General features: G+C 43.9%; 18 protein-coding genes. 2 read left to right on the top strand and 16 right to left on the bottom strand.

Annotated features, from left to right (window positions below):
• The first annotated feature begins 191 nt into the window (after positions 1-191).
• Positions 192-1,610 (top strand): phytoene desaturase family protein, encoded by a 1,419-nt coding sequence (locus tag DB520_RS08060; RefSeq protein ID WP_114749176.1) that lies wholly within the window; start codon positions 192-194, stop codon positions 1,608-1,610.
• On the opposite strand, the gene DB520_RS08065 is transcribed toward DB520_RS08060, so the two are convergent.
• Positions 1,607-3,007, bottom strand: a complete 1,401-nt coding sequence (locus tag DB520_RS08065) for a glycoside hydrolase family 28 protein (protein WP_394340929.1) — start codon at positions 3,005-3,007, stop codon at positions 1,607-1,609. The two genes, DB520_RS08060 and DB520_RS08065, sit on opposite strands and share 4 nt — an antisense overlap.
• A gap of 114 nt (positions 3,008-3,121) precedes the next feature.
• On the opposite strand from DB520_RS08065, the gene DB520_RS08070 reads away from it, so the two are divergent.
• Complete coding sequence (locus tag DB520_RS08070; RefSeq protein WP_114749423.1) at positions 3,122-3,280, top strand: DUF2256 domain-containing protein; 159 nt, start codon at positions 3,122-3,124, stop codon at positions 3,278-3,280.
• A gap of 39 nt (positions 3,281-3,319) precedes the next feature.
• Here the strand turns inward: DB520_RS08070 and DB520_RS08075 are convergent, their stop codons facing one another.
• From DB520_RS08075 to gcvH, 15 genes are all read right to left on the bottom strand, one after another.
• The gene (locus DB520_RS08075) at positions 3,320-4,396 is read right to left on the bottom strand and encodes a glycoside hydrolase family 43 protein (protein WP_114749178.1); all 1,077 of its coding nucleotides are present in this window, start codon (positions 4,394-4,396) and stop codon (positions 3,320-3,322) included.
• Between the two features lie 36 nt (positions 4,397-4,432).
• Complete coding sequence (locus DB520_RS08080) at positions 4,433-5,797, bottom strand: hypothetical protein (protein ID WP_114749179.1); 1,365 nt, start codon at positions 5,795-5,797, stop codon at positions 4,433-4,435.
• A gap of 591 nt (positions 5,798-6,388) precedes the next feature.
• Positions 6,389-6,991 (bottom strand): DUF2911 domain-containing protein, encoded by a 603-nt coding sequence (locus tag DB520_RS08085; protein ID WP_114749180.1) that lies wholly within the window; start codon positions 6,989-6,991, stop codon positions 6,389-6,391.
• A gap of 81 nt (positions 6,992-7,072) precedes the next feature.
• Positions 7,073-10,180, bottom strand: coding sequence for a DUF5107 domain-containing protein (locus DB520_RS08090; RefSeq protein WP_114749181.1), 3,108 nt, complete (start codon positions 10,178-10,180; stop codon positions 7,073-7,075).
• 111 nt (positions 10,181-10,291) lie between these two features.
• Positions 10,292-11,629, bottom strand: coding sequence for an argininosuccinate lyase (argH, locus tag DB520_RS08095; protein ID WP_114749182.1), 1,338 nt, complete (start codon positions 11,627-11,629; stop codon positions 10,292-10,294).
• A 74-nt stretch (positions 11,630-11,703) separates the two neighbouring features.
• Positions 11,704-12,762, bottom strand: coding sequence for a M20 family metallo-hydrolase (locus DB520_RS08100; RefSeq protein ID WP_114749183.1), 1,059 nt, complete (start codon positions 12,760-12,762; stop codon positions 11,704-11,706).
• Between the two features lie 20 nt (positions 12,763-12,782).
• A complete protein-coding gene (gene argB / locus DB520_RS08105; RefSeq protein ID WP_114749184.1) occupies positions 12,783-13,586 on the bottom strand; it encodes an acetylglutamate kinase in 804 nt (267 codons plus the stop codon).
• Between the two features lie 18 nt (positions 13,587-13,604).
• Positions 13,605-14,549, bottom strand: coding sequence for a Rossmann-fold NAD(P)-binding domain-containing protein (locus DB520_RS08110; RefSeq protein WP_114749185.1), 945 nt, complete (start codon positions 14,547-14,549; stop codon positions 13,605-13,607).
• Entirely contained in the window at positions 14,550-15,713 is a 1,164-nt protein-coding gene (locus DB520_RS08115) for an aspartate aminotransferase family protein (RefSeq protein WP_114749186.1), read from the bottom strand.
• Positions 15,714-15,725: 12 nt separating this feature from the next.
• Positions 15,726-16,694: an N-acetyl-gamma-glutamyl-phosphate reductase gene (gene argC / locus DB520_RS08120; protein WP_114749187.1), complete on the bottom strand. Its 969-nt coding sequence runs from the start codon at positions 16,692-16,694 to the stop codon at positions 15,726-15,728.
• Positions 16,687-17,886: an argininosuccinate synthase gene (locus tag DB520_RS08125; RefSeq protein WP_114749188.1), complete on the bottom strand. Its 1,200-nt coding sequence runs from the start codon at positions 17,884-17,886 to the stop codon at positions 16,687-16,689. The genes argC and DB520_RS08125 overlap by 8 nt, the downstream gene beginning before the upstream one ends.
• Before the next feature lie 607 nt (positions 17,887-18,493).
• Entirely contained in the window at positions 18,494-19,186 is a 693-nt protein-coding gene (locus DB520_RS08130; RefSeq protein ID WP_114749189.1) for a GNAT family N-acetyltransferase, read from the bottom strand.
• A gap of 424 nt (positions 19,187-19,610) precedes the next feature.
• A complete protein-coding gene (locus DB520_RS08135; RefSeq protein WP_114749190.1) occupies positions 19,611-20,285 on the bottom strand; it encodes an energy transducer TonB in 675 nt (224 codons plus the stop codon).
• A 74-nt stretch (positions 20,286-20,359) separates the two neighbouring features.
• On the bottom strand, positions 20,360-20,737 hold the full coding sequence (locus tag DB520_RS08140) for a VanZ family protein (protein ID WP_114749191.1): 378 nt from the start codon (positions 20,735-20,737) through the stop codon (positions 20,360-20,362).
• Positions 20,738-20,740: 3 nt separating this feature from the next.
• Positions 20,741-21,121, bottom strand: coding sequence for a glycine cleavage system protein GcvH (gene gcvH / locus DB520_RS08145; protein ID WP_114749192.1), 381 nt, complete (start codon positions 21,119-21,121; stop codon positions 20,741-20,743).
• Positions 21,122-21,124 lie beyond the last annotated feature (3 nt).

Below are 21,124 nucleotides of genomic sequence, written 5' to 3' on the forward strand. Positions count from 1 at the left end.
GTATGCTATACTCTTTATCCAGCAAACTCTATCCCAATTGAATCTAGCATGACGCAAGCGTTATACAGAGTTCTAAAAATTGGCATATACAGAAAGGAAATGCCATTTGGTTTCTCGCAACTCTGCCCTGATCTTTTTCAGGAGGCTGCAACGAATCCGCAACGCTCGCGGCGTGAAATAAAGACATGTCAATGGTAGGAAATTATGACGCAATAGTAGTAGGTTCTGGCCCAAATGGCCTAGCCGCTGCCGTAGTCCTACAATCCCAGGGAGTTAAAACCCTTCTTTTGGAAGGTAAGGAGACTCTGGGTGGAGGTACTAGGACCATGGAATTAACCTTGCCTGGGTTTTATCATGATGTCTGTTCTGCCATTCATCCTCTTGTGGCCTCTGGCCCATTTTTTCCTACCCTTCCATTGGAGAAGTTTGGTTTGGAATTCTTGCATCCCGAAGTGTTGGCCGCACACCCTCTTGCTGACGGCAGTGCAGTAGCTTTGTATAAATCCATAGAGGCTACCGCAGCACATCTAGGAAGGGACGAAGCTTACTACAATGATCTGATGCATCCTTTGGTGAATAATTGGAAGGAGCTGTCCTCGGATTTTATGGGGCCTCTGAGTTGGCCAAGTAATCCAATGGGCCTTGCAAAATTTGGTATAAAGGCAATACAACCTTCGACATTCTTTGCGAGGAAGCTAAGGGAAGACTCCTCTAAGGCTCTTTGGGCAGGTATGGCTGCCCACGGAATTCAGCCTCTGACTAACCTGGCCACCTCAGCAATCGCCCTGGTATTGATGTGCGCAGGGCACTATGGGGGCTGGCCGGTAATAAAGGGTGGATCCCAAAATCTGGCCAATGCTCTGGCCAATTATTTCAAGTCCTTGGGAGGAGAAATCCAAACAGGCAAAATGGTGCAGAAACTTTCTGATTTACCAAATGCCAAGGCCATTCTTTTTGACCTCTCTCCAAAGCAACTAATGGATATTGCTGGAGAGTCTTTCTCCTCTTTATACCGCTGGCAACTAAATAGGTACAAGTATGGAATGGGGGTTTTTAAGGTGGATTTTGCGTTGGATGGCCCTGTCCCTTGGTTGGCCGAGGAGGCTAGAAAGGCAGGAACTGTGCATTTGGGTGGGACCTTAGAAGAAATCAAAACCGCCGAAGCGAAGATATGGAGGGGCAAATATACCGAAAACCCTTATGTGTTGGTAGCACAGCAGGGTGTGGTGGATACAAGTAGGGCACCAGAAGGGATGCATGCCCTTTGGGCCTATACCCATGTACCAGCAGGTTCTACAAGAGATTTGACCGAAATTATTGAAAACCAAATTGAAAAAAGTGCACCGGGCTTTAAGCGCCTGATTTTGGCCAAGAGCTCCATGAACACCAAGGACTTACAGGCTTATAATCCCAATTATATTGGAGGGGATATCAACGCTGGAGTGCAGGATATTACCCAGATTTTTACACGTCCTGCGTTAAGGGTATCGCCCTATCGTACCTCTGCCAAGAGTATCTATATTTGCTCTTCCTCTACCCCCCCAGGTGGGGGTGTCCACGGCATGTGCGGGTACCATGCCGCCCATAGAGCCCTTAAAGATTTGTTTTAGGGGTCAAAAGGTTTGCCGTTAATCGTTACCCCATCAAAAGTTAAGTCTGAAACATGATCGAACCTGTGGGTGGTTTCCACGCTTTCTATGGAAACGTTCTTCAGACGAAGGCCGGAGACTGGGGAGGATTCGTACCCTTCTAGGAGAATACCAGTTTTCCCTCCGTTTATTACCGATAGGTTTTCTACCCAAATGTTCTTTACTGTGGGAATATGCGGTCCCTCATCCTCATAATGCATATTTACTCTTATGACTTGGTCAGCTACCTGCCCTACGGTCACATCCTTCATAAAAATGTTTTCTACAGTGCCCCCACGCATCGAACTTGTTTTGATGCGTAACACCCTATCCAAGTTCGGGCTGTTCATCTCGCATCTTTCGGCAAAGATATTTTTTGCTCCACCGCTGATTTCACTTCCAATAACGACTCCTCCGTGGCCATCTGCCATTTTACAGTCCTGTATCACGATGTTTTCACTGGGTATTCCAATTCTTCTGCCGTCTGCGTTTCTTCCGGACTTAATGGCAATACAATCATCACCGGTATTGAAGTAGCAGTTCTTTATCCACACATTCCTGGAAGACTCGGGATCGCATCCATCTGAGTTGGGACCCTGGCTCTCCACGGTAACACCATCAATGGTGACATTTTCACACAAGACAGGATTAAGTATCCACATAGGGCTGTTGATTATGGTTACACCCTCAATAAGCACATTTTTGCAACGGTAAGGCTGTACAAACTGTGGACGTAAATAAAAGCCCTCTCCAAATAGTCTTTCCTCAACGGGGACATTGTCTTCTGCCATCTGAAATAAGGCATGCCTTTTATCCGCATCCTCTTGTTGGGGGTCACCCTTCATGTACCCGTATTGAGTTTTGCCCTTCCATGGCCACCAATTTTCCTTATCTGCCTGCCCATCCAGTATCCCTTCACCAGTGAGAGCAATGTTGCTTTCCTCGAAAGCATATACCAAGGGCGAGTAATTCATCAATTCTACCCCTTCCCAACGGGTAAAAACCAGTGGCAAATAGTCTTTGGGGTTGGTGGAGAAGAGCAACCTTGCTCCTTTCTCCAAATGAAGATTCACATTTGATTTCAGGTAAATGGGTCCAGTGGCAAAATTGCCTTTGGGCACAATTACCTTACCTCCACCCGCTTCATGACAGGATTCTATAGCTTTGTTTATGGCCGATCCAGAAGGTGTTTCCCCATCATCCACTGCCCCAAAATCCCGGATGTTCATTTCCAAATCAGGAAAGCTGGGCTTTTGAATTTGCGCAATAATGGCAGGTACTGTTTCCCATGGATCCGTTGCTGTATCCTGCTGCTTGGTTCCTGAATTACAGCCAAATAACACTAGTGTGAGTTGTAGGATTATCGAAATATTCTTCATAGCCATTGATTTGTGCAAACGTTTGCGCAAATTAAGAAAATTTATCTGTTTTCTCTTTTACACTTCTTGTTTTTTTAACAAGACCTTGGTTTAAAGGTTATCAAAATGTACAAAATGAAACGAACCAAAAAACAACATTTGCCCTCGAAAATATGCCCGGTATGTGGGTTTTCTTTTACCTGGAGAAAAAAGTGGGAAAAAAACTGGGAAGAAAAAGTCTATTGTTCAAAAAAATGCGCAAGGAAGAAGAAAGGCGGACAGCCCTATCCGTAACAATCCTCTTCCTTGCTTATTTAGCCCAAAATCAAAGGGCTATTTCATCGGGCTGATGGGGACTATGCTTCCATCTTCTCTGTGCTCCAAGGGAGCCATTTTGATGTTCCTAAGATGGGTCTCTCCAGAAAGCTCGGTATCGTGAAAGAAAAGATACCATTGGTCTTCAAACTTCACAATAGAGTGATGGGTTGTCCATCCCTGCACCGGTTCCAAAATGATGCCTTGGTAGGTGAAAGGACCATATGGATTGTCTCCTGTGGCATAGGCAATAAAGTGGGTATCTCCTGTGGAGTAGCTTAGGTAATAGGTGCCCTCATGTTTATGTATCCAAGCTGCCTCAAAGAATCTTCTGTCATGATCACCTGCAAGTATGGGATCTCCGGCGTTGTCCAAAATTTCTACATCCCTTAATTCTTCTGCCAGGGACTTCATGTCACTGTTGAGTTTTGCTACTCTGGGCATAAGGGCTGGTTCATCTGCTGAAGGCTCTCCATCGGTAGGAGAGTCCCCTTCAGATTTATAGGTTCCATCCTTCCATTTTTGCAACTGCCCTCCCCATATTCCGCCTAGGTATAAATAATACTCCCCATCATCATCTCCGAAAACGGATGGGTCTATACTGTAGGATCCTGCGATGGGCTCTGGTTCGGCCTTGAAAGGCCCTTCGGGGGAATCTGCAATTGCCACCCCGATCCTAAATATCCCATCTTTGTCTTTGGCAGGGAAATACAAATAATACTTGCCGTCTCTTTCGGCTGCATCCGGGGCCCACAACTGTCTTTCTGCCCAGGGAATGTCTTCTACACTAAGCACCACACCATGGTCTTTCACCTCGCTGCCGGGCTGCTCTATGGAGTAAACATGATAATCCCGCATTCCAAAATGCGAGCCCAAGTCATCAGTGGGTACTTCGGTTTCCACATCATGGGAAGGATAAATGTAGATTTTTCCCTGGAAAACATGAGCAGAGGGATCTGCAGTGAACTGATCCGTCACCAGGGGTTCAAAAGCAAAAGGGGAGGTTTCAACAGTCTCCTCGGATTTTTCTTCGCTTTGTGGAGATTCACATGCTAAAATCCCCAAGATTAGACAGGAATAGATAAGGTTTTTCATTGTTGGTTTGATAGGTTTAAATTTATCTTCATTTGGTTAATTACTATTTCCAAAGCCCCAGCTCAAGCCCAGATGAATATCTGCCTGTCTGGTGTCGGCAATTAAACCCGTTACAATGGAGTGACTTCCGACAAAAAAACCTCCAAATTGTAACCCCAATCCTCCGTTGATGCCAGCAACCTGGAAATGGGACCAGGGTGAATAGATTTGAAATTTACCTAGTACAATCCGAGGTGTAACTACCACCATATTTTGATGGGTGATAAGGATATTGGATGTTTCATCGGATAGTCTCTGCTGAAGAAAAAGGGAAACATGAAACAAGTTCGTGGGACTAAATTCCGCATAGGCATTGATCATGGTAGGGAAATTCACCCTAGTGCGGTTCGGATCCCGGATTTTTTCAAAGTATCCGGTGTTAAGTAACTCTTCCTCAATTTCCTCAAAACTCCCGTTCAAATCATCCACCCTGAAATATTCTCCTTCTGGTATGTTTACAGAATAGGTAGTGTTGGATTGATTGCCTCTAAATGACATTCCCCCAATGTTCTTAAAGGACAGCCCGGCATTTAATAAAGTTTTGCCATTATCTCGTTCTAGGGTATAGTTGGCACCAAAGTCCAATGCCACTCCCCCTAGTCCTCCTAGCCTAAACATGGATTCTTCAAACCCGAATTCATCAGTATCAAATGGGTGGGAATAGGCCACATTCAACTCACCAAAGGTATCGGTCAGCCTAATGCTGAAATCGTCCTCAACCAGGGTACCCCAGAGACCACTCAAACCCATGTTGGCATATACCGATGGAAATATAAAGCGAACATTGATACCGGCTCCTAACTTTTGGTGCCCTACCCTTATGATCTCCCTAGCTGCCATTAAATCCAATTCACTCCAACCAGCTACTGTGAATCTCTGGTTATTAGGATAATTTAGGGCAATCCTATTTTCGGCCGTGGAAATGGTGCTTGAAGCAGCATCAAAGTCCCCTAATAATGCCCTTCCCAATGTCACATCTAAATCCACTACATCTGCCTTCAAATAGGCCTGAGTACCTACTCCAAACGCCCACTTTCCCGTCTTAAACCCAGCAGAAGGGCCTAAAAATGCAATATCGGTTCTGAGGTTAAAGGGCTTATTGGCCCGCTCTAAAGCCAAATTTAATATATCGTCCGCGTTAAGAACATCTTGAAAGGAAAGTGCATTATTGCTTAATCCGGTGTGAGCTGAAAACAAATTGACCTCTACCTCTTTAGTCAGGTTAGTGAGTTCTGCCGGATTCATTTGTGCACTGATCATTCCTTTTCTTGGACCATTTTGTAAGCCTATAAAGGGTTGTTGTGCCACTGAAAAATTCTGAATTGTAAACCCTACAAAACCTAACAGTAAAAATTTTTTCATCTCTATAAAGGTTTAAAGAAGCGTAAATCTATAAAATTTTTCCCTATGAATTCCTATCGCTTGTGCATTTTTCGCTCCTTTGGCAAGTTGGAAGGCGAAAGTCTAGTCCCTTTCCCAAACTTGTTTAATGCAAAAGAGTTTTACCTTTTCAAAGGATAGGTATAAAAAAGGAATCGGATATTTCGCTAAAAAATTTGAAATCAGTTACGGATGGCTTAGGATACCATCTTTTTTATCTTGGGGTTTTTAAACCTGTTAAATTCATAAACATCGCAAAAGGAGTAGGTTTCTCCTGCTTTTGCGTCCTTCATTTTCCCATTGACCGCCGCGGTTTTCCCATGGGGGATGATATGGTATATATGTAGTAATTAGGCATGCTCTCCATCCATTTCGCGAAGAGCATGCTCAAATTCTTTTTTTCTCTTGTACAATATCGTCTCCCACCACTTCCCATATGATGTCATCTGTAACCAGGTTCATCAAAAGTGCAACATCTTGTCTAGCAAATGCTTCATTGAAGTCATTGAGCAAGCGTTGGAGTGCAGTTTCCGTATCTTACTTAGTATAAAATGGGAGGGTGCTTTTTTGGTGTTAATTAAAGATTCCCCGGAATCCATCCAACTTTTGATCCACTTGTGTGTCTACATCAAAGGATAACCGAGTTTTATCCCACCACATGGTTATTTTTGCGGTTTTGTTGTCTTCTGCGGAAATCATATAGGACAGTCTTTCCAGGGATTCGCTGGAAGTACTGGGAGATGCTTCTATCACTACTGCAGCATCGTTTTTCAAAGCTTCTTGATCTGCTTTCCCATCTTTAATATATGCAAAAACAGGACTCCCCTTAGAATTAAGGTGAATTGTCCACGGTCCGGAGGCTTTTGGAGTAATGAATATGGAGTATTTTCCAGGGCGGATATTAGTGCCATTGATACTAACTGGAGTGCTAAACTCAATAGTAGTGGGTGCGTTGGCTCCTGCTCTCCATGGCATGTCAAACTTTTCCAATTCTCCGAATACCTTTCTTCCCTTTACACCGGGGGAAGAATACTCAATACTGATTTTGGTAAAACCCACATTTTGGGAAACGGAAGCAGATGGGCTTGGGTTTGGAGCCTGAAGCTGGGCCATGGAGACATTGGCGCTAAGCAGCAGCAACATCGAGAAAAAACCAAAAATATTCTTTGTGTTCATGATTTAGGGTTTATGGATTTTTGAAATAAGAATTATTACCAAATATAAGCAAGAAGGGGGATAGTTTCTCAAGAAAAACCATTAATCGAGTTTCTTCCATTCCTCAATGATCGTTTTTAAAAGGGGATAGGGATGGTAGGAGGGGAGGTTGTCAATTCCCTCGCCCTCTGCAAGGTATTCTAAATGTTCAATGAGCCTGGAAGACTCCACATTTTGTTTCAGTTTTTCTGCCTCTGGTTTCATGTCCAAATACCTTAGCGCAATGATGTTTAAAACTGTTTGAGGCCTGTTTATTTGATTGGGAACAGGTTGAAGGAGTTTCTCCAAAGCTTTTCGGGAGGCTTTCTGGTTACCCCTGGCACGGAAAACCAGTGCTTCCATAAAATCCTGCATCCTTTCATCGGGATCAAATGGTTTTCCCACTCCTAGGTTTTCAGGCCACTCCCTCGACTTTGCAATTTTCCGCATGGCAGGGTTCCATCTTTTTGAGGAGATATCTTGTAATGTTGCCTTGAGTAGTAGGCTTTCGTATAGCATTCTGCCTTCTCCGGCACCCTCGTAGGGGAGAACCTGGATTCTATCCAGTACTTCCATTGCCTCCTCAAAGTGCTCTTGGATTGCAAGGGACTTGACCCAGTCCATCTCAATCATGTAATTGCCGGCAAATTTCTCTTTGGCTTCCTTCAATAAAGCATAATGTTTTTCAAACGCTTCCTTTTCTTCGTAATGCTTGGCAAGATAATACCAGGTTCTCCATTGTTCTGGTGCTAATGACCGTGCATTTTCCAAATCCTTTTGCGGGTCGTAGGCAGGAATATCCTTGATTAAAAGACTTCTATTTAAGTAGAAGACATAATCCCCTGTTTCCTCATTGATCTGATGTAGCAAGGAAATGGCTCTGTCTTTTTGCCCCATTGCCAATAAATTCAGGGCAAGGTAATAGTCCATCTTCCAGTGAGGATGATCCAAGGCATATTTTTCCAATAAATCCAATGTTTCTATTCTGAAAGGAAATACGCCTTCAAGGGGTGCCGCCAAAAAATTATTGAGATGATCGTCCTTTTGTGCTTCATCCGAATTTGCCAACCAAAGATGGACAAGAGGATGGTCAGGTGCCTCTTTAAGTATGCTTTTCCCAGCCTCTTTCATGCCATAAAGTTGATAGGTGGAGGCAATTTCCAAATAAGTCTGAAAGGGGAACTCATTGGTGATAGCTTCTGAAAAAGAGGCTAAATCTCTTTGCCCCAGGAGTACCTGTTCAAATCTTGCCCAAAAATGTAAAGGGTCTATGGAAAGAATTTTCTCCAAGGTTTCCATTGCTTTTTCATGATCTTCCATCAATCTCCAGGCTGCTGCCTCTACCTGCAATGCCATCAAGTTATGGATATTGAATTCCATTGCTTTTTTCGCAAATTCCAGAGCTTTTTTATGGTTGTTTTGTTGGAGATGGATTTCTGCCATTCTAGTATAGGCTGAGGATCTGAACTCCATGGATCTTGCGGCCCAACCATATGCCTCCAAAGCATCTAGATGTTGGGATTTTGCCGAATATAAGGTTCCTGCTACGAAGTTGGCCTGGGGGTCATAAAAATCATTGGCCAATGCTTTTTGGATATAGGTAAAGGCCTCTTTGAGTTGGGCCTGTCTGGTAAGCAATTCGGCGTAATCTATCAACGCCTGTTGGTGTGCAGGGCTTTTTGCCAATAAATCCTGGTATTTTTGGGCAGCACTTTCATGATCCCTACTGTAGTAAGCCTGTCTGGCCTCGTAATAAAGTGCTTGGGCATCAGAAGGTTCTTCAGCATGTGTTGTGTCATAGCTTCTGCTAAGTTTGTAAGGGTCTTCTTCCGCCCATTCAAATAACTTCTCCCCGTTTAAATGAATGCGTAACTTATTAGGGGCTTTATCCATTTCCAATTCATGGGTATATTGATCCATAGGGCTTAGGGAAACTGGCAAAGTCTCCATTAGTTGGTCATCCAAGTACACTTGAAAATCCCCCTCTATGGGTTGAAAAGGGTTAAAGTTGATAGAAAGTTTGCCTTGTTCCTGTTGAATAAAAAAAGCACCCTGCTCCATGGCCGCACTAATGCCCCCAATACCTTTTACCGGGAACCAATAATCTGTCCACTGATCCACCCCATAGGCCGAAAAGGAAGCTTTTGTAAGCGGTGTCTTTTGCCTGCTGCTGGGTTGGAACTGATTAAGCATTCTGCCTGCCTGAAATTCCATGTATTGACCGCTCTTGTCCGTAAGTAGGTCTTCCCATATTCCCCCTGACCTTGACAGTGCCCAAAGCCAGAGTTTTTTCCCAGGCATGTCGTCAAAATTGGAGAAGTGTCCAAATCCCACCCCTTTGTCGTGAAAATATCCCCCAAAGTGATTTTGATAGGATCCTGCCATGTGGTGGGATTTACTGCTGCCAAACCGGTTGTTGGCAAACATGGAGACCTTTCTTCCGTCTTGAACGGGCCAATCCATCATGTCACCACTGTGCTGAAGTGCCAAATGCCCTGGATAAAAGAATTCCAGGTCATCATCCACATGGGCGGCGGCAGTCATCCAATTATAGTAGGGTTGGCGATAGGGGCTGGGGTTGTACCATAGTCCGTCAGTGGTGAAATAGGCCTTGTCTTTTTCTAAAATGATTTTTACCCTCCACTGCGACCTATTGGGCAAGTCAATGGCGCCGACAACACAGGAAACGCTGCCGTCTTCATGTTCTTCTATATGGTAATCCACTGGAGTGGCTGTACTGGGTGCATGCCCAATGATACCGAAATTAAATTCTATGCCTCCGGAAGTCCAGGGACCCCGCATGGCAATGTTCCTAAACTTCACCACCTCATTTTGGTAGATAAAATCTTCTCCACTTGATTTTTCTATGGCACCCCAAACCCTGCCACCTATTTCGGGGGTAATGGTGACTTTCAAAAATTCGTTTTCCAGGGTGATCACCTTCCAATCCCTTTCAACACCTTCAGTAGCAAATCCCTCGAACTTGTGATAGGGATAGATATCTGGCTTAAAGGCAAAAGCCGCAATAGGACTAGGATCCGAAAAGGGATAGGTGAGGAAGGATTGGTTGGAGACCGAAACCTTGGCCTTTTGGGCTTTGACCGATAAGGGAAAAAAGAAAAACGCTAGGGAAAGCAAAAACAATCCCGAAGTTCGAAAGGTAGTATGCATGTAGGATATTTATATAACGTACTGCAAAATAGGGAATATTTGAATGAGTTTATCCCATTATTTTTCGAACAGGGTAATCCGGATGGTAAGGGGGAAAAAGGAAAGGGCTAATCAATTTCCGCTTATAAGCTGGGTGAGCTTTGCTTCCATATGCTCAAATTCAAACTCCATCAATACCTTTTTCATCTTTTCGTTGATCTCAGGTAGGCAAAGGTTTCCTATGCTGCCCTCATGGGTATGGGAGACTTCAAGTTTAGGGGCAAATGAACCTGCTTCTATATCCATCCCCACTTTCTTATAGGCATCACGAAAAGGCACACCTTCAAGCACCAGGCGGTTGACTTCTTCCACACTAAACAGGTAGGCATAAAAATTATCCTGTAACAGGTTTTTCTTGATTTTTATGTGTTCCAGCATAAAAGTTGCCATTTCCAAGCAGTCCATCAGATTTTTAAAAGCGGGGAAAATGGCTTCCTTCAATAACTGCAAGTCCCTATGGTAACCTGTACTCATGTTAGTTAGCTGTAGCATAACTTCATTTGGGGTACTTTGAAGCTGGTTAGTCTTGGCCCTCATCAGTTCAAAAACGTCAGGGTTCTTTTTGTGGGGCATGATGCTGGAGCCTGTGGTCAATTCGTCAGGGAAAGTCAGGAATCCAAAATGTTGGTTCATGAACTGGATGATGTCCACAGAAAGACGGTTTAAGGTTCCGGCAGACCCGGCCAAAGCGAAGGAGAGGTATTTCTCCGTTTTCCCCCTGCTGTTTTGGGCATTGATCACGTTATAGTGCAAATCAGCAAACCCTAACAATTGGGTGGTTAGGGTTCTATCAAGGGGAAAGGATGAGCCATATCCTGCTGCTGAGCCGAGGGGGTTAAGGTTCACTAGTTGATAGGCGGATTTCCATAGCAGCAGGTCTTCAGCCAAAGATTCCGCAAGCCCGCCAAACCATAGGCCAAAAGAAGAAGGCATGGCCAATTGGGTATGGGTATAACCCGGCATAAGGTCGTTTTTATGAGTTTCGGCCAAATCCAGCAATTGGTTAAAAAGCGTTTCCTTAAGAGCCACTACCTCCTTTATGGCATTCCTGTAGTAAAGCTTTAGATCCACCAATACCTGGTCGTTTCTGGATCTTCCGCTGTGTAATTTTTTGCCCACATCCCCGAACCTCTGGGTTAACAAAAACTCTACCTGGCTATGTACGTCTTCCACACCCTGGTCAATGGAAAATGTCCCGTTCTCTATTTCGTCAAAAATTTCCTTTAGTCCCTTTTTTAAGGTGCTAAGTTCTTCCTTTGTCAGTAAACCTATTTTCTGCAACATGGCGGCATGCGCCATGGAGCCCATCACGTCATAAGGGGCCAAAAGGAGGTCAAACTCTGGGTCTCTCCCTATAGTGAATTTTTCAACTTCCTTTTTGCTACTTGTGTTTTTTTGCCAAAGCTTCATTTTTTGAGTGGATTTTAGGGAGTTGGGGATTTTACAGGTCTCAAAATTAAAAAGTAAAGTGCCTAAACCCTACTTCATAGGGAAAAGTATTTCTCCAAAAGTTGAATATAGGAAGCAATACCTTGCCTGATTTCATCCTGATAAATAAATTCATCGGCCGTGTGGGATCGTGCAGAATCCCCAGGGCCGATTTTTACAGAAGGATAGGGGATAAGAGCCTGGTCGGATAGGGTAGGGCTGCCAAAAAGGTCAATTCCCAATGCCTCCGCAACATGAATAATCTTGTGTTGCCGGTCTATCCTCGATGATTGTAATCGCATGGATCTTGGCACCAATTCGGCTTTTAACTTACTTTTAAGCTCCTCCAATGTTTCCTCCAGGGTATAGGCATCCGTGACTCTTACGTCTAGGGTAAAGGTGCAGGTATCGGGTACCACATTATGCTGACTGCCGGCTTGGATTACGGTGGCACTTACTTTATTTTCCCCCAAATATTCGGAGACCTTTTCAAATTTAAAATCCCTAATTAGTAAAAGGTCATCCAAGGCCAGGTATAGGGCATTAATCCCTTCTTCCCTAGCAGCATGCCCTGCTTTTCCCTTTGTTGTTGCGTCTATGACCATAAGCCCCTTCTCTGCCACAGCCATTTTAAGCAAAGTTGGTTCACCCACTATGGCCAGTTCCAAGGGCGGTAGCTTTTCTAACAAGTGTGCAATACCTCCCTTACCACTAATTTCCTCCTCTGCGGTAGCGGCCAAAATAAGGTTATAAGGTAATTCTAAGGTATAAAAATGAACAAAAGCGGCAATAAGACTTACGAGGCAGCCACCTGCATCGTTACTACCCAGTCCAAATAATTTTCCATCTTTCTGGATTGGGGAAAAGGGGTCATTGTTGTATCCTTTATTTGGTTTTACAGTATCATGGTGGGAGTTAAGTAGTAGGGAAGGCTTTTTCGGATCAAAGTTTTTATTTACCGCCCAGATGTTGTTTTTTGTTCTGTAGGACTTAATTTCTTTGTTTTGAAAATAGCCTTGGATCAACAATGCTGTACCCTCCTCCTCTCTGCTCAAGGAGGGGGTGGCGATCAACGATTTGAGCAGTTCAAGGGCGTCGGTGTAAAGCTGTTCCAAAATAAAAAGGAGGGTTAAAATTAATAAAGGTCATAGCGTTGACTCCGGATGGTAGTCCCGGCATTGATTCCCTTAGCGGCTAGGATGAGATTTTCGGGAAGCCCCAGCCAAACATTGGACACGCCTGCTTTTAGGGCGGTGAAGGCATTGTCAAGCTTTGGTATCATTCCTGAATGAATCACTTTTTCTTTTTTGAGTTCTTCGTAGATGTCTTCATTTATGAGAGGTACCAGGCTGTCTTCTTTTTTTTCATCCATTAATACACCGGATCTGTCAAAGCAAAAATACAAATTCACCTGGTGGGCTTTTTGAGCAAGACTTGTGGCAACAGAGGAGGCTATAGTATCCGCATTGGTATTTAGCAATTGCCCATTTCCGTCATGGGTTATGGCACAAATTGCCGGCGAAACCTTCTGGGTCAGTAAGCCCACCAATAAATCGGTATTCACTGAAATCACATCTCCTACAAAACCATAGTCAATCTCACGAACGGGGCGCTTCTGTGAGAGGATAAGGTTTCCGTCCGCACCGGTTAGCCCGATTGCAGCCTGCCCAAAAGCCTGGAGTTGGGCCACAAGGTTTTTGTTGATAAGCCCTGCGTATACCATGGTGACTAAGTCCAGGGTCTCCTTGTCGGTAATACGCCGGCCATCTACCATTTTCGGGACAATACCCATACTCTGGCCTATCCTAGAAGCCAAAACCCCACCTCCATGAATCAATATTTTATTTCCTGGAAATCCAGAGAAAGCTTTCAAAAATGCCATGGATTTCTCAGGATGATCGATAACGTTTCCACCAATTTTAATCACATTGATCTCCATATAGATGAGATTTAGGGGTTAGGATAAGATTTTATCCAAAACAGCTTGGGCTGCAAAGATCCTGTTTTTTGCTTGCTGCTGTACAAGGCTCCTTTCGCTGTCCAGTATCTCATCGCTAAGCTCCAAATTACGCCTCACTGGAAGACAATGCATTACCTTTGCCGAGGGGTTGTTTTTGAGTTTTTCGGCAGTAAGAAGCCAGGGCTCATCCACCTGTATGATTTTGCCATAGCTCTGAAAGGCGCTCCAGTTTTTCACATAAACAAAATCCGCCTCTTCTAAAGCCTTTTCCTGATCGTATTCTATTGCGGCTCCTTTTGTAAAATTTTCGTCCAGCTCGTAGCCATGGGGATGGGTGATGGTGAGCTCATGACCACAACCTAACGCCCATTCTGAAAAGGAATTGGCAACCGCATGTGGAATTGCCTTGATATGAGGAGCCCATGTGAGCACCACTTTGGGCTTTTTCTTTCCCTGTAGGTTTTCCTTTATTGTCACCATGTCGGCTAGGCTTTGTAAGGGGTGTCTTACTGCACTTTCCAAACTCACTACGGGCACCTGGGCGTATTTGATGAATTGATGGAGGGTAAAGTCATCCATATCCTCCATTTTATTGGATAGTGTGGGAAAAGCCCGAATGGCCAAAAGGTCAAAATAACTCCCCAAAACAGCAGCAGCATCCTTGATGTGCTCCACCGTGTTTTTGTTCATGATTTCCCCATCCCTCATTTCTAGTGCCCAAGTTTCCTTGTCCATATTGAGCACTACAGGCTCTATGCCAAGGTTGGAGGCCGCTATTTGGGTGCTTACTCTTGTCCTTAAGCTGGGATTTAGAAAAATTAAGCCAATTCGCTTGCCCTTTCCTTTTTCTTGTTGGATCAGTGGACTGGATTTAAACCGAATAGCACTTTCTATCAATTCCTCAGCTAAGTTCCTTTCTTCAAATTTTATGAATTGCTTCATTTAATTATTTAAGTTGGTGGTTGCTCCCTCCTTGGCAGCAATAGTGCTTTCAAGGCAGTTTAAGAATAAATGTAAGGCTTTTCTTTCAATTGTTAAGGGTGGCAACAAACGTATCGTGTTTTTGCCAGCAGAACTACCTGTAAAGATATGATGCTGTTGGATCAATGTCTTTCTAATAGGAGCTGCTTCTGAGTAAAAATCTATACCGATCATAAGTCCCTTTCCCCGTACTTCCTGAATCCCTTCGGTTTTTTTTAAGGTAGGAATGAGCCATTCCCCCTGCTGTAGGGCATTGTCCATCAGGTTTTCCTGTTCTATCACCTCCAATACTGCCAGTCCTGCTGCACAGGCCAAATGATTCCCCCCAAAGGTTGTGCCCAGCAGGCCATGCTTAGCCTGGATATCCGGATGAACCAGTACCCCACCAATGGGAAACCCATTGCCCATTCCTTTGGCTACAGTGATCAAGTCCGGCTTTATGCCTTCCACCCATTGATGAGCAAAGAACTTTCCAGTTCTGCCGTACCCGGACTGCACCTCGTCGAGGATGAGTTTTGTTCCATATTTTTTGGCTAGGGCACTTAATTCCCGGAGAAATTCGGCATCGGGAACCCTGATACCATTTACCCCTTGAATTCCTTCTATTATTATGGCTGCGATCTCCTTTTCCTTGAGGGTTGACTCTACAGTATCAAGCTGATTGATAGGCAACAGGTATACTTCATGCCCAGCATTAAAGGGAGCGATGATGTTTGGGTTGTCTGTGATGGCCACTGCACCAGAGCTTCTGCCGTGAAACGCACCCTTGAAAGCGATTACTCCTGCTCTTCCAGTGGCAAAAGAAGCTAATTTTAGTGCGTTTTCATTGGCCTCAGCACCCGAATTGCACAAAAACAGGTCATAAGAAGGATACCCGGATAGCACACCAAGCTTTTTAGCAAGAGCTTTCTGAATGGGAATTTGCACCGAGTTGGAGTAAAACGCCAAGTCCGATAATTGCTCTTGAATGCGATTAACAAATTTAGGATGAGAGTGCCCTATGGAAATTACCGCATGCCCCCCATAAAGGTCCAAATATTCGGTGCCCTCCTTGTCCCAAAGCTTCGCTCCGGAACCTTTGACAGGGGTAATGTCCATTAAAGGGTATACATCGAATGGCTTCATGCTTTTCCTGTGTTAAAATCCAATACTTTTAAGTTTCAAGCCAATGGTTTCATCTAGCCCAAAGGCCAGGTTGAAATTTTGAACGGCTTGTCCAGAGGCTCCTTTCAATAGGTTGTCTATTGCACTATAAATGACTAATTGGTCAGCTTCCTTTTTTAAGTGAATCAGGCATTTATTGGTGTTGACTATTTGTTTGAGGTCTATGTCCCCTTCCGATACAATGGTAAAAGGATGCTCCTCATAGAACGTTTTATAAGCTTCAATGGCTTTTGACAGTTCACCCAAATAAGGGAAGTAGGCAGTAATCCATATACCACGGGGAAAATTCCCTCTATAAGGGACAAAAAGTATTTCATTTTGAAACTTCTCATCCACCTGACCAAAAGTTTGTTTGATTTCTTTAAGGTGTTGGTGGTTGAAAAGCTTATAGACGGAGATATTGTTATTTCTGTAACTAAAATGGGAAGTTTCTGCCAGTTTTTTCCCGGCACCCGTACTTCCTGTAATGCCAGTGACATGAATGGTATGGTTTACCCAGCCTTTTGCAATGGATGGAAGTAAGGCTAACTGTATGGCAGTTGCGAAGCAGCCTGGGTTGGCGATTCTCTTAGCACTTCGTATTTCTGTTTTTTTTACCTCCGGTAAACCATAAATAAATCCCTCTGATTCATCCCTGTAATCTGTAGAAAGATCGATTATTACTGTATCCTCATGGAAGGAATGCTGGTTCACAAAAGATTTGGTCTCCCCGTGAGGCAGGCACAAAAACACAGCATTTAAGTTTTTGCATAAAATTTGATCGGTGAATACCAAGTCTTTTTCTCCGATAAGATCGGGATGTACTTCCTCTAGTTTTTTGCCTTTTTGACTGTTGCTGTGTATGCAAGTGATTTCTACCTCCGGATGGTGCATAAGCAGGCGAAGTAGCTCCCCACCTGTGTATCCGGCTGCGCCAATCACTGCAGTTTTTAGTTTACTCATGATTTTGGGGTTGGTTCACTTTATGGAAAATTGCGGTTTGGTTTCCCAATATTTTTGTAAATCCCTTTACGTCCTCAGCGGTGTATCCCTTGTTCATTTCGCCATAGCTGCCAAATTTTGCCGACATAAGGTCGTTAGGGGAAGAGATGCCGATAAGTTGGAACCTGTAGGGGTGCAAAGCTACTTTTACCTCTCCGTTCACGTATGTCTGGGTGGAGCTTAAAAAGGCTTCCATGTTCCTCATCACAGGATCCAAGTAATGTCCCTCGTGGAGGTGATTACCGTAAAACTCTGCCATTTGGTTTTTCCAGAAAGCCTGCCATTTGGTAAGGGTGTGCTTTTCCAGCAATTGGTGGGACTTAATTATGATTAAGGGTGCAGCAGCCTCAAAGCCCACTCTGCCCTTAATGCCGATGATGGTGTCCCCTACGTGTATATCCCTTCCTATGCCATAGGGTGCGGCGATTTCCTGTACCTTGAGAATAGCGGATACAGGGTTTTCAAAGGTCTCGCTGTCAACCTTTTTTAATTCTCCTTGCTGGAAGCCCAGGGAAATGGTTTTACTGTCTTTGGCAGTGACTTGTGTGGGGTAAGCGTCTTCCGGCAAGGAATTTTCTGAAGTCAGGGTTTCCTTTCCCCCTACAGATGTTCCCCATATCCCCTTGTTGATGGAGTATGCTGCCTTTTCAAAATTCATGGTTACCCCATGTTTTTTGAGATAGTCAATTTCCTGCTCACGGCTAAGCTTAAGATCCCGTATAGGGGTGATGATTTCAGCCTCTGGCAATATGGTCTGAAAGATCATGTCAAACCTAACCTGGTCATTTCCCGCTCCGGTACTCCCATGTGCCACGGCTTTGGCCCCTATTTTTTTGGCGTACTCTGCCAGGGATTTGGCCTGTAGGATCCTTTCTGCACTTACAGACAATGGGTACGTTTGGTTTTTCAATACGTTCCCAAAGATGAGGTATTTTATCACCTCCCTATAATAGGTGTCGGTAACATCCAGAACTTGGAAGGATGCCACTCCCAGTTGCCGTGCTCTGTCTTCGGTTTGGGCAAGTTCTTCTTTCGAAAAACCCCCTGTGTTTACCAAGACGGCATGTACCTCAAACCCTTTGTCTTTTGAAAGATGGATGGCACAAAAAGTGGTATCAAGGCCACCACTGTATGCTAAAACTACTTTTTTCATGTGTTTATATTTTCTTTTCAACGGCCACATGGAATCTCGCCATGATAATCATCCCACTGTGTGTCGCTTGCGTCATGCTCGATTTCATATGTTTATAATTTCTTTTCAGCGGTCATATAGCCTGCCCCTGCCTGCCCCGAACTTGATTCGGGGAACTTGTTTCGGGGGAATCTCGCAACGCCCCGATAGCTATACGGGGCATCCCAGTGTGTGATGTGCTCGTCATGCCCTGACTGCCGTCAGGACAGGCTCGATTTCATATGTTTATAATTTCTTTTCAGTGGTCATATAGCCTGCCCCGAACTCGTTTCGGGGGAATCTTCGCATGTTTTATAATCATCCCTCCGTGTGAGGTTCTCCTCATGCCCTGACTGCCGTCAGGACAGGCTCGATTTCATGTGTTTATAATTGTCTATTTTTGGTCAGATAGCCTGCCCCGTCCCGATAGCTATCGGGATCGGGGGACTCGTTTCGGGAGCCTGCCCCGGACTCGTTTCGGGGGAATCTCGCATGATTATTTTCAAACCTCCGTATGAGGTTTACCTCTTGCTCGATTTTTTGATGTTAAGGACGGTTATGCCCTGGTTAGGGCAATGAAAACAAATGGTTATGAATTTACTTTTTCCTTTTTTTCTTCCTCAGACGATTTCGGCTTCCCCAAATTTAAGAACATCGCTTTTTTTATTTTAACCAGGCGGATGAAGATTTGAATATTTTTCCTGAAATCTTCGACCAGTTTCTTTTGCTTACTTTTCTTTTTGGTCTTAGGCTCATACAGCATGGCAGTGCAGAGGCAGTTCTGCCTGTTTTTGCTCATCAGGATTTGGTAGTTCACGCAACTTTGGCAACCTCTCCAAAAATCCTCATCCGTGGTGAGGTCATTGTAGGATACGGGATAATACCCCAGTTCCGAATTGATTTTCATCACTGCTGCACCCGTGGTAAGGCCAAAAATTTTGGACTCCGGATATTTTTTCCTGCTCAATTTGAACACTTCCCGCTTTATTTCCCGCGCTAACCCACACTTTCTAAATTCCGGTGAGACGATTAAGCCAGAGTTGGCCACAAATTTTCCATGCCCCCAGGCTTCTATATAGCAAAATCCCGCCCAGGTACCATCTGGAGTAAGGGCAATGACAGCCTTGCCTTCTGTCATTTTGGTTTTGATATATTCAGGGGAACGTTTTGCAATGCCCGTGCCCCTTGCCTGTGCAGACCGTTCCATTTCAGCAGTAATAGTTTCTGCGTAATCATGGTGCTGTTCCCCAGCGGCTTTTATGATGAATTTTTGGTTAGTCATTTAAATGGATCAATTTGGGCATGTCCTTTTCTGCACCCACAAGGTTCATGCTAAGGAGTAACCCGACAAGACTTGGTAATAAGAAATTTAATGGGGCGATATGGGCATCTCCGTAAGACACCTTGAAACATTGCAGGGCTAAGCCCTGAAAACAGACCTAAAAGTTTTCAGCGGGAATAATAGAAGTGTAAGACTTCTACTTGAAGTCTCAAAATTTTCTATGGATCCTATTTGAGATAGCTGTTTCATTATTGTTTCGTCTTACAAATATTCGATTATTTGTAGAAATATGCAAGGCTTGAATGAAATTAGTGTTTACTACGGTTTATAGAAACACTTAGTTGGGGAGTTAGTGAGAGAAAAAGGGAAAAAAGAAAAGCCATGGAAAAGTTTCCATGGCTTCAAAATATTTTCAAGTTTGCAATTAGCTTAACTTAAATCGAATAGGTAATCTCATTTTTACCCTTACAGGCTTACCTCTTTGCCTTCCAGGCTCCCATGGAGGTGCTTCTCTTACCACTCTCATGGCTTCTTCATCACATCCTCCTCCGATACCTCTTAGTACGTCCACATCTTGGATAGATCCGTCAGTGTTCACAACAAACACCACGTAAACAGTACCTTCTATACCCATTCTTCGTGCTTGAGTGGGATATTTCAAGTTTTTCTGTAGGTATTTGTTCCATCCTTCCATTCCTCCTGGAGGGGTAGGCATATTTTCCACCACGTCAAAGATTTCATCCGCTTTTTCCTCTACAGGGGCATCAGAGATTTCTACTTCTTTGATTACAGTTTCTTCCTTAACATCCACATCGAAATTCACCTCGATTTTTTCTTCGATTTCCACTTCATCGGGAATCTCCTTAATTTCTGGTTGTTCGATTGGTGGGGGTGGTGGAGGTGGTTGCTCCGTAATCGGAATATCTAATAATTCCTCAAAATCATCGTCAATTGAACCCAGATCCTTTAATAAGCCATCATTGTAGGACTTATATTCAAAGGCAAAAAGGACCAATCCGACGCTGAGCAATAGGCCAAGATTCAGGAACATTCCCGTCTTCTTGGACAAATCTGCTTTTGGTGTCTTTTTGGCTTCCATGATTTAAATTTTATCTGTATGGTTGTTAAATTAAATTTACTAAACAGAATTCAAGTCTAACAATTATTTTTTACTTATACAAGCACACTTTTATTCCTATATAAGAAAACGTAAATAACTGTACCAATAGTTCCGCCCAATGCATTGGCAAATATGTCCCACCGGTCAAAGGAGCGGTCAGGGACGTACATTTGCATGTACTCTGTAAATATAGCCAAAATTATTCCAAAAACTAAATAATTAATTAAAATAATTTTCCAAAAAGCACTTTTTATGGGCTGGGCATTCCAAACCCTGTTCCAGAGAAATACAAGCCCAAAAAACATGCTAAAATGTATAACCTTATCATAGCCGGGGAATTTTGGCAAACTAGGTATGCCACTTCCCGGACTCAAAATGGCATATAACACCCCTGCTGTCCAAAACAATGCCGGGATAATTCGGTACTGCATGTCCTAGGAAACTCCCACCAATTCGCCGTAGGCCTCACTGTCCATCAAATCCCCAGGCAGTTCCCCGTTGATTTTGATTTTTATCATCCATCCTTCCCCATAGGGATCCTCATTGACCAACTCGGGAGCTTGTTCCAACTCCTCATTTAATTCGGAGACTTCTCCGGAAAGGGGCATAAAGAGATCCGAAACGGTCTTTACCGCTTCTACAGTTCCAAAAACCTCACCCGATTCCAGCTCTTCACCGAGGGTCTCCACCTCTACATATACAATATCTCCCAGCTCTTTTTGGGCAAACTCAGTGATGCCAATAGTGGCAATATCCCCTTCAATTTTGACCCATTCGTGGTCTTTAGTGTACTTTAATTCTTTTGGAAAGTTCATAAA

This window comes from Pleomorphovibrio marinus (genome assembly GCF_003347495.1).
Taxonomy (GTDB): Bacteria; Bacteroidota; Bacteroidia; order Cytophagales; family Cyclobacteriaceae; genus Pleomorphovibrio; species Pleomorphovibrio marinus.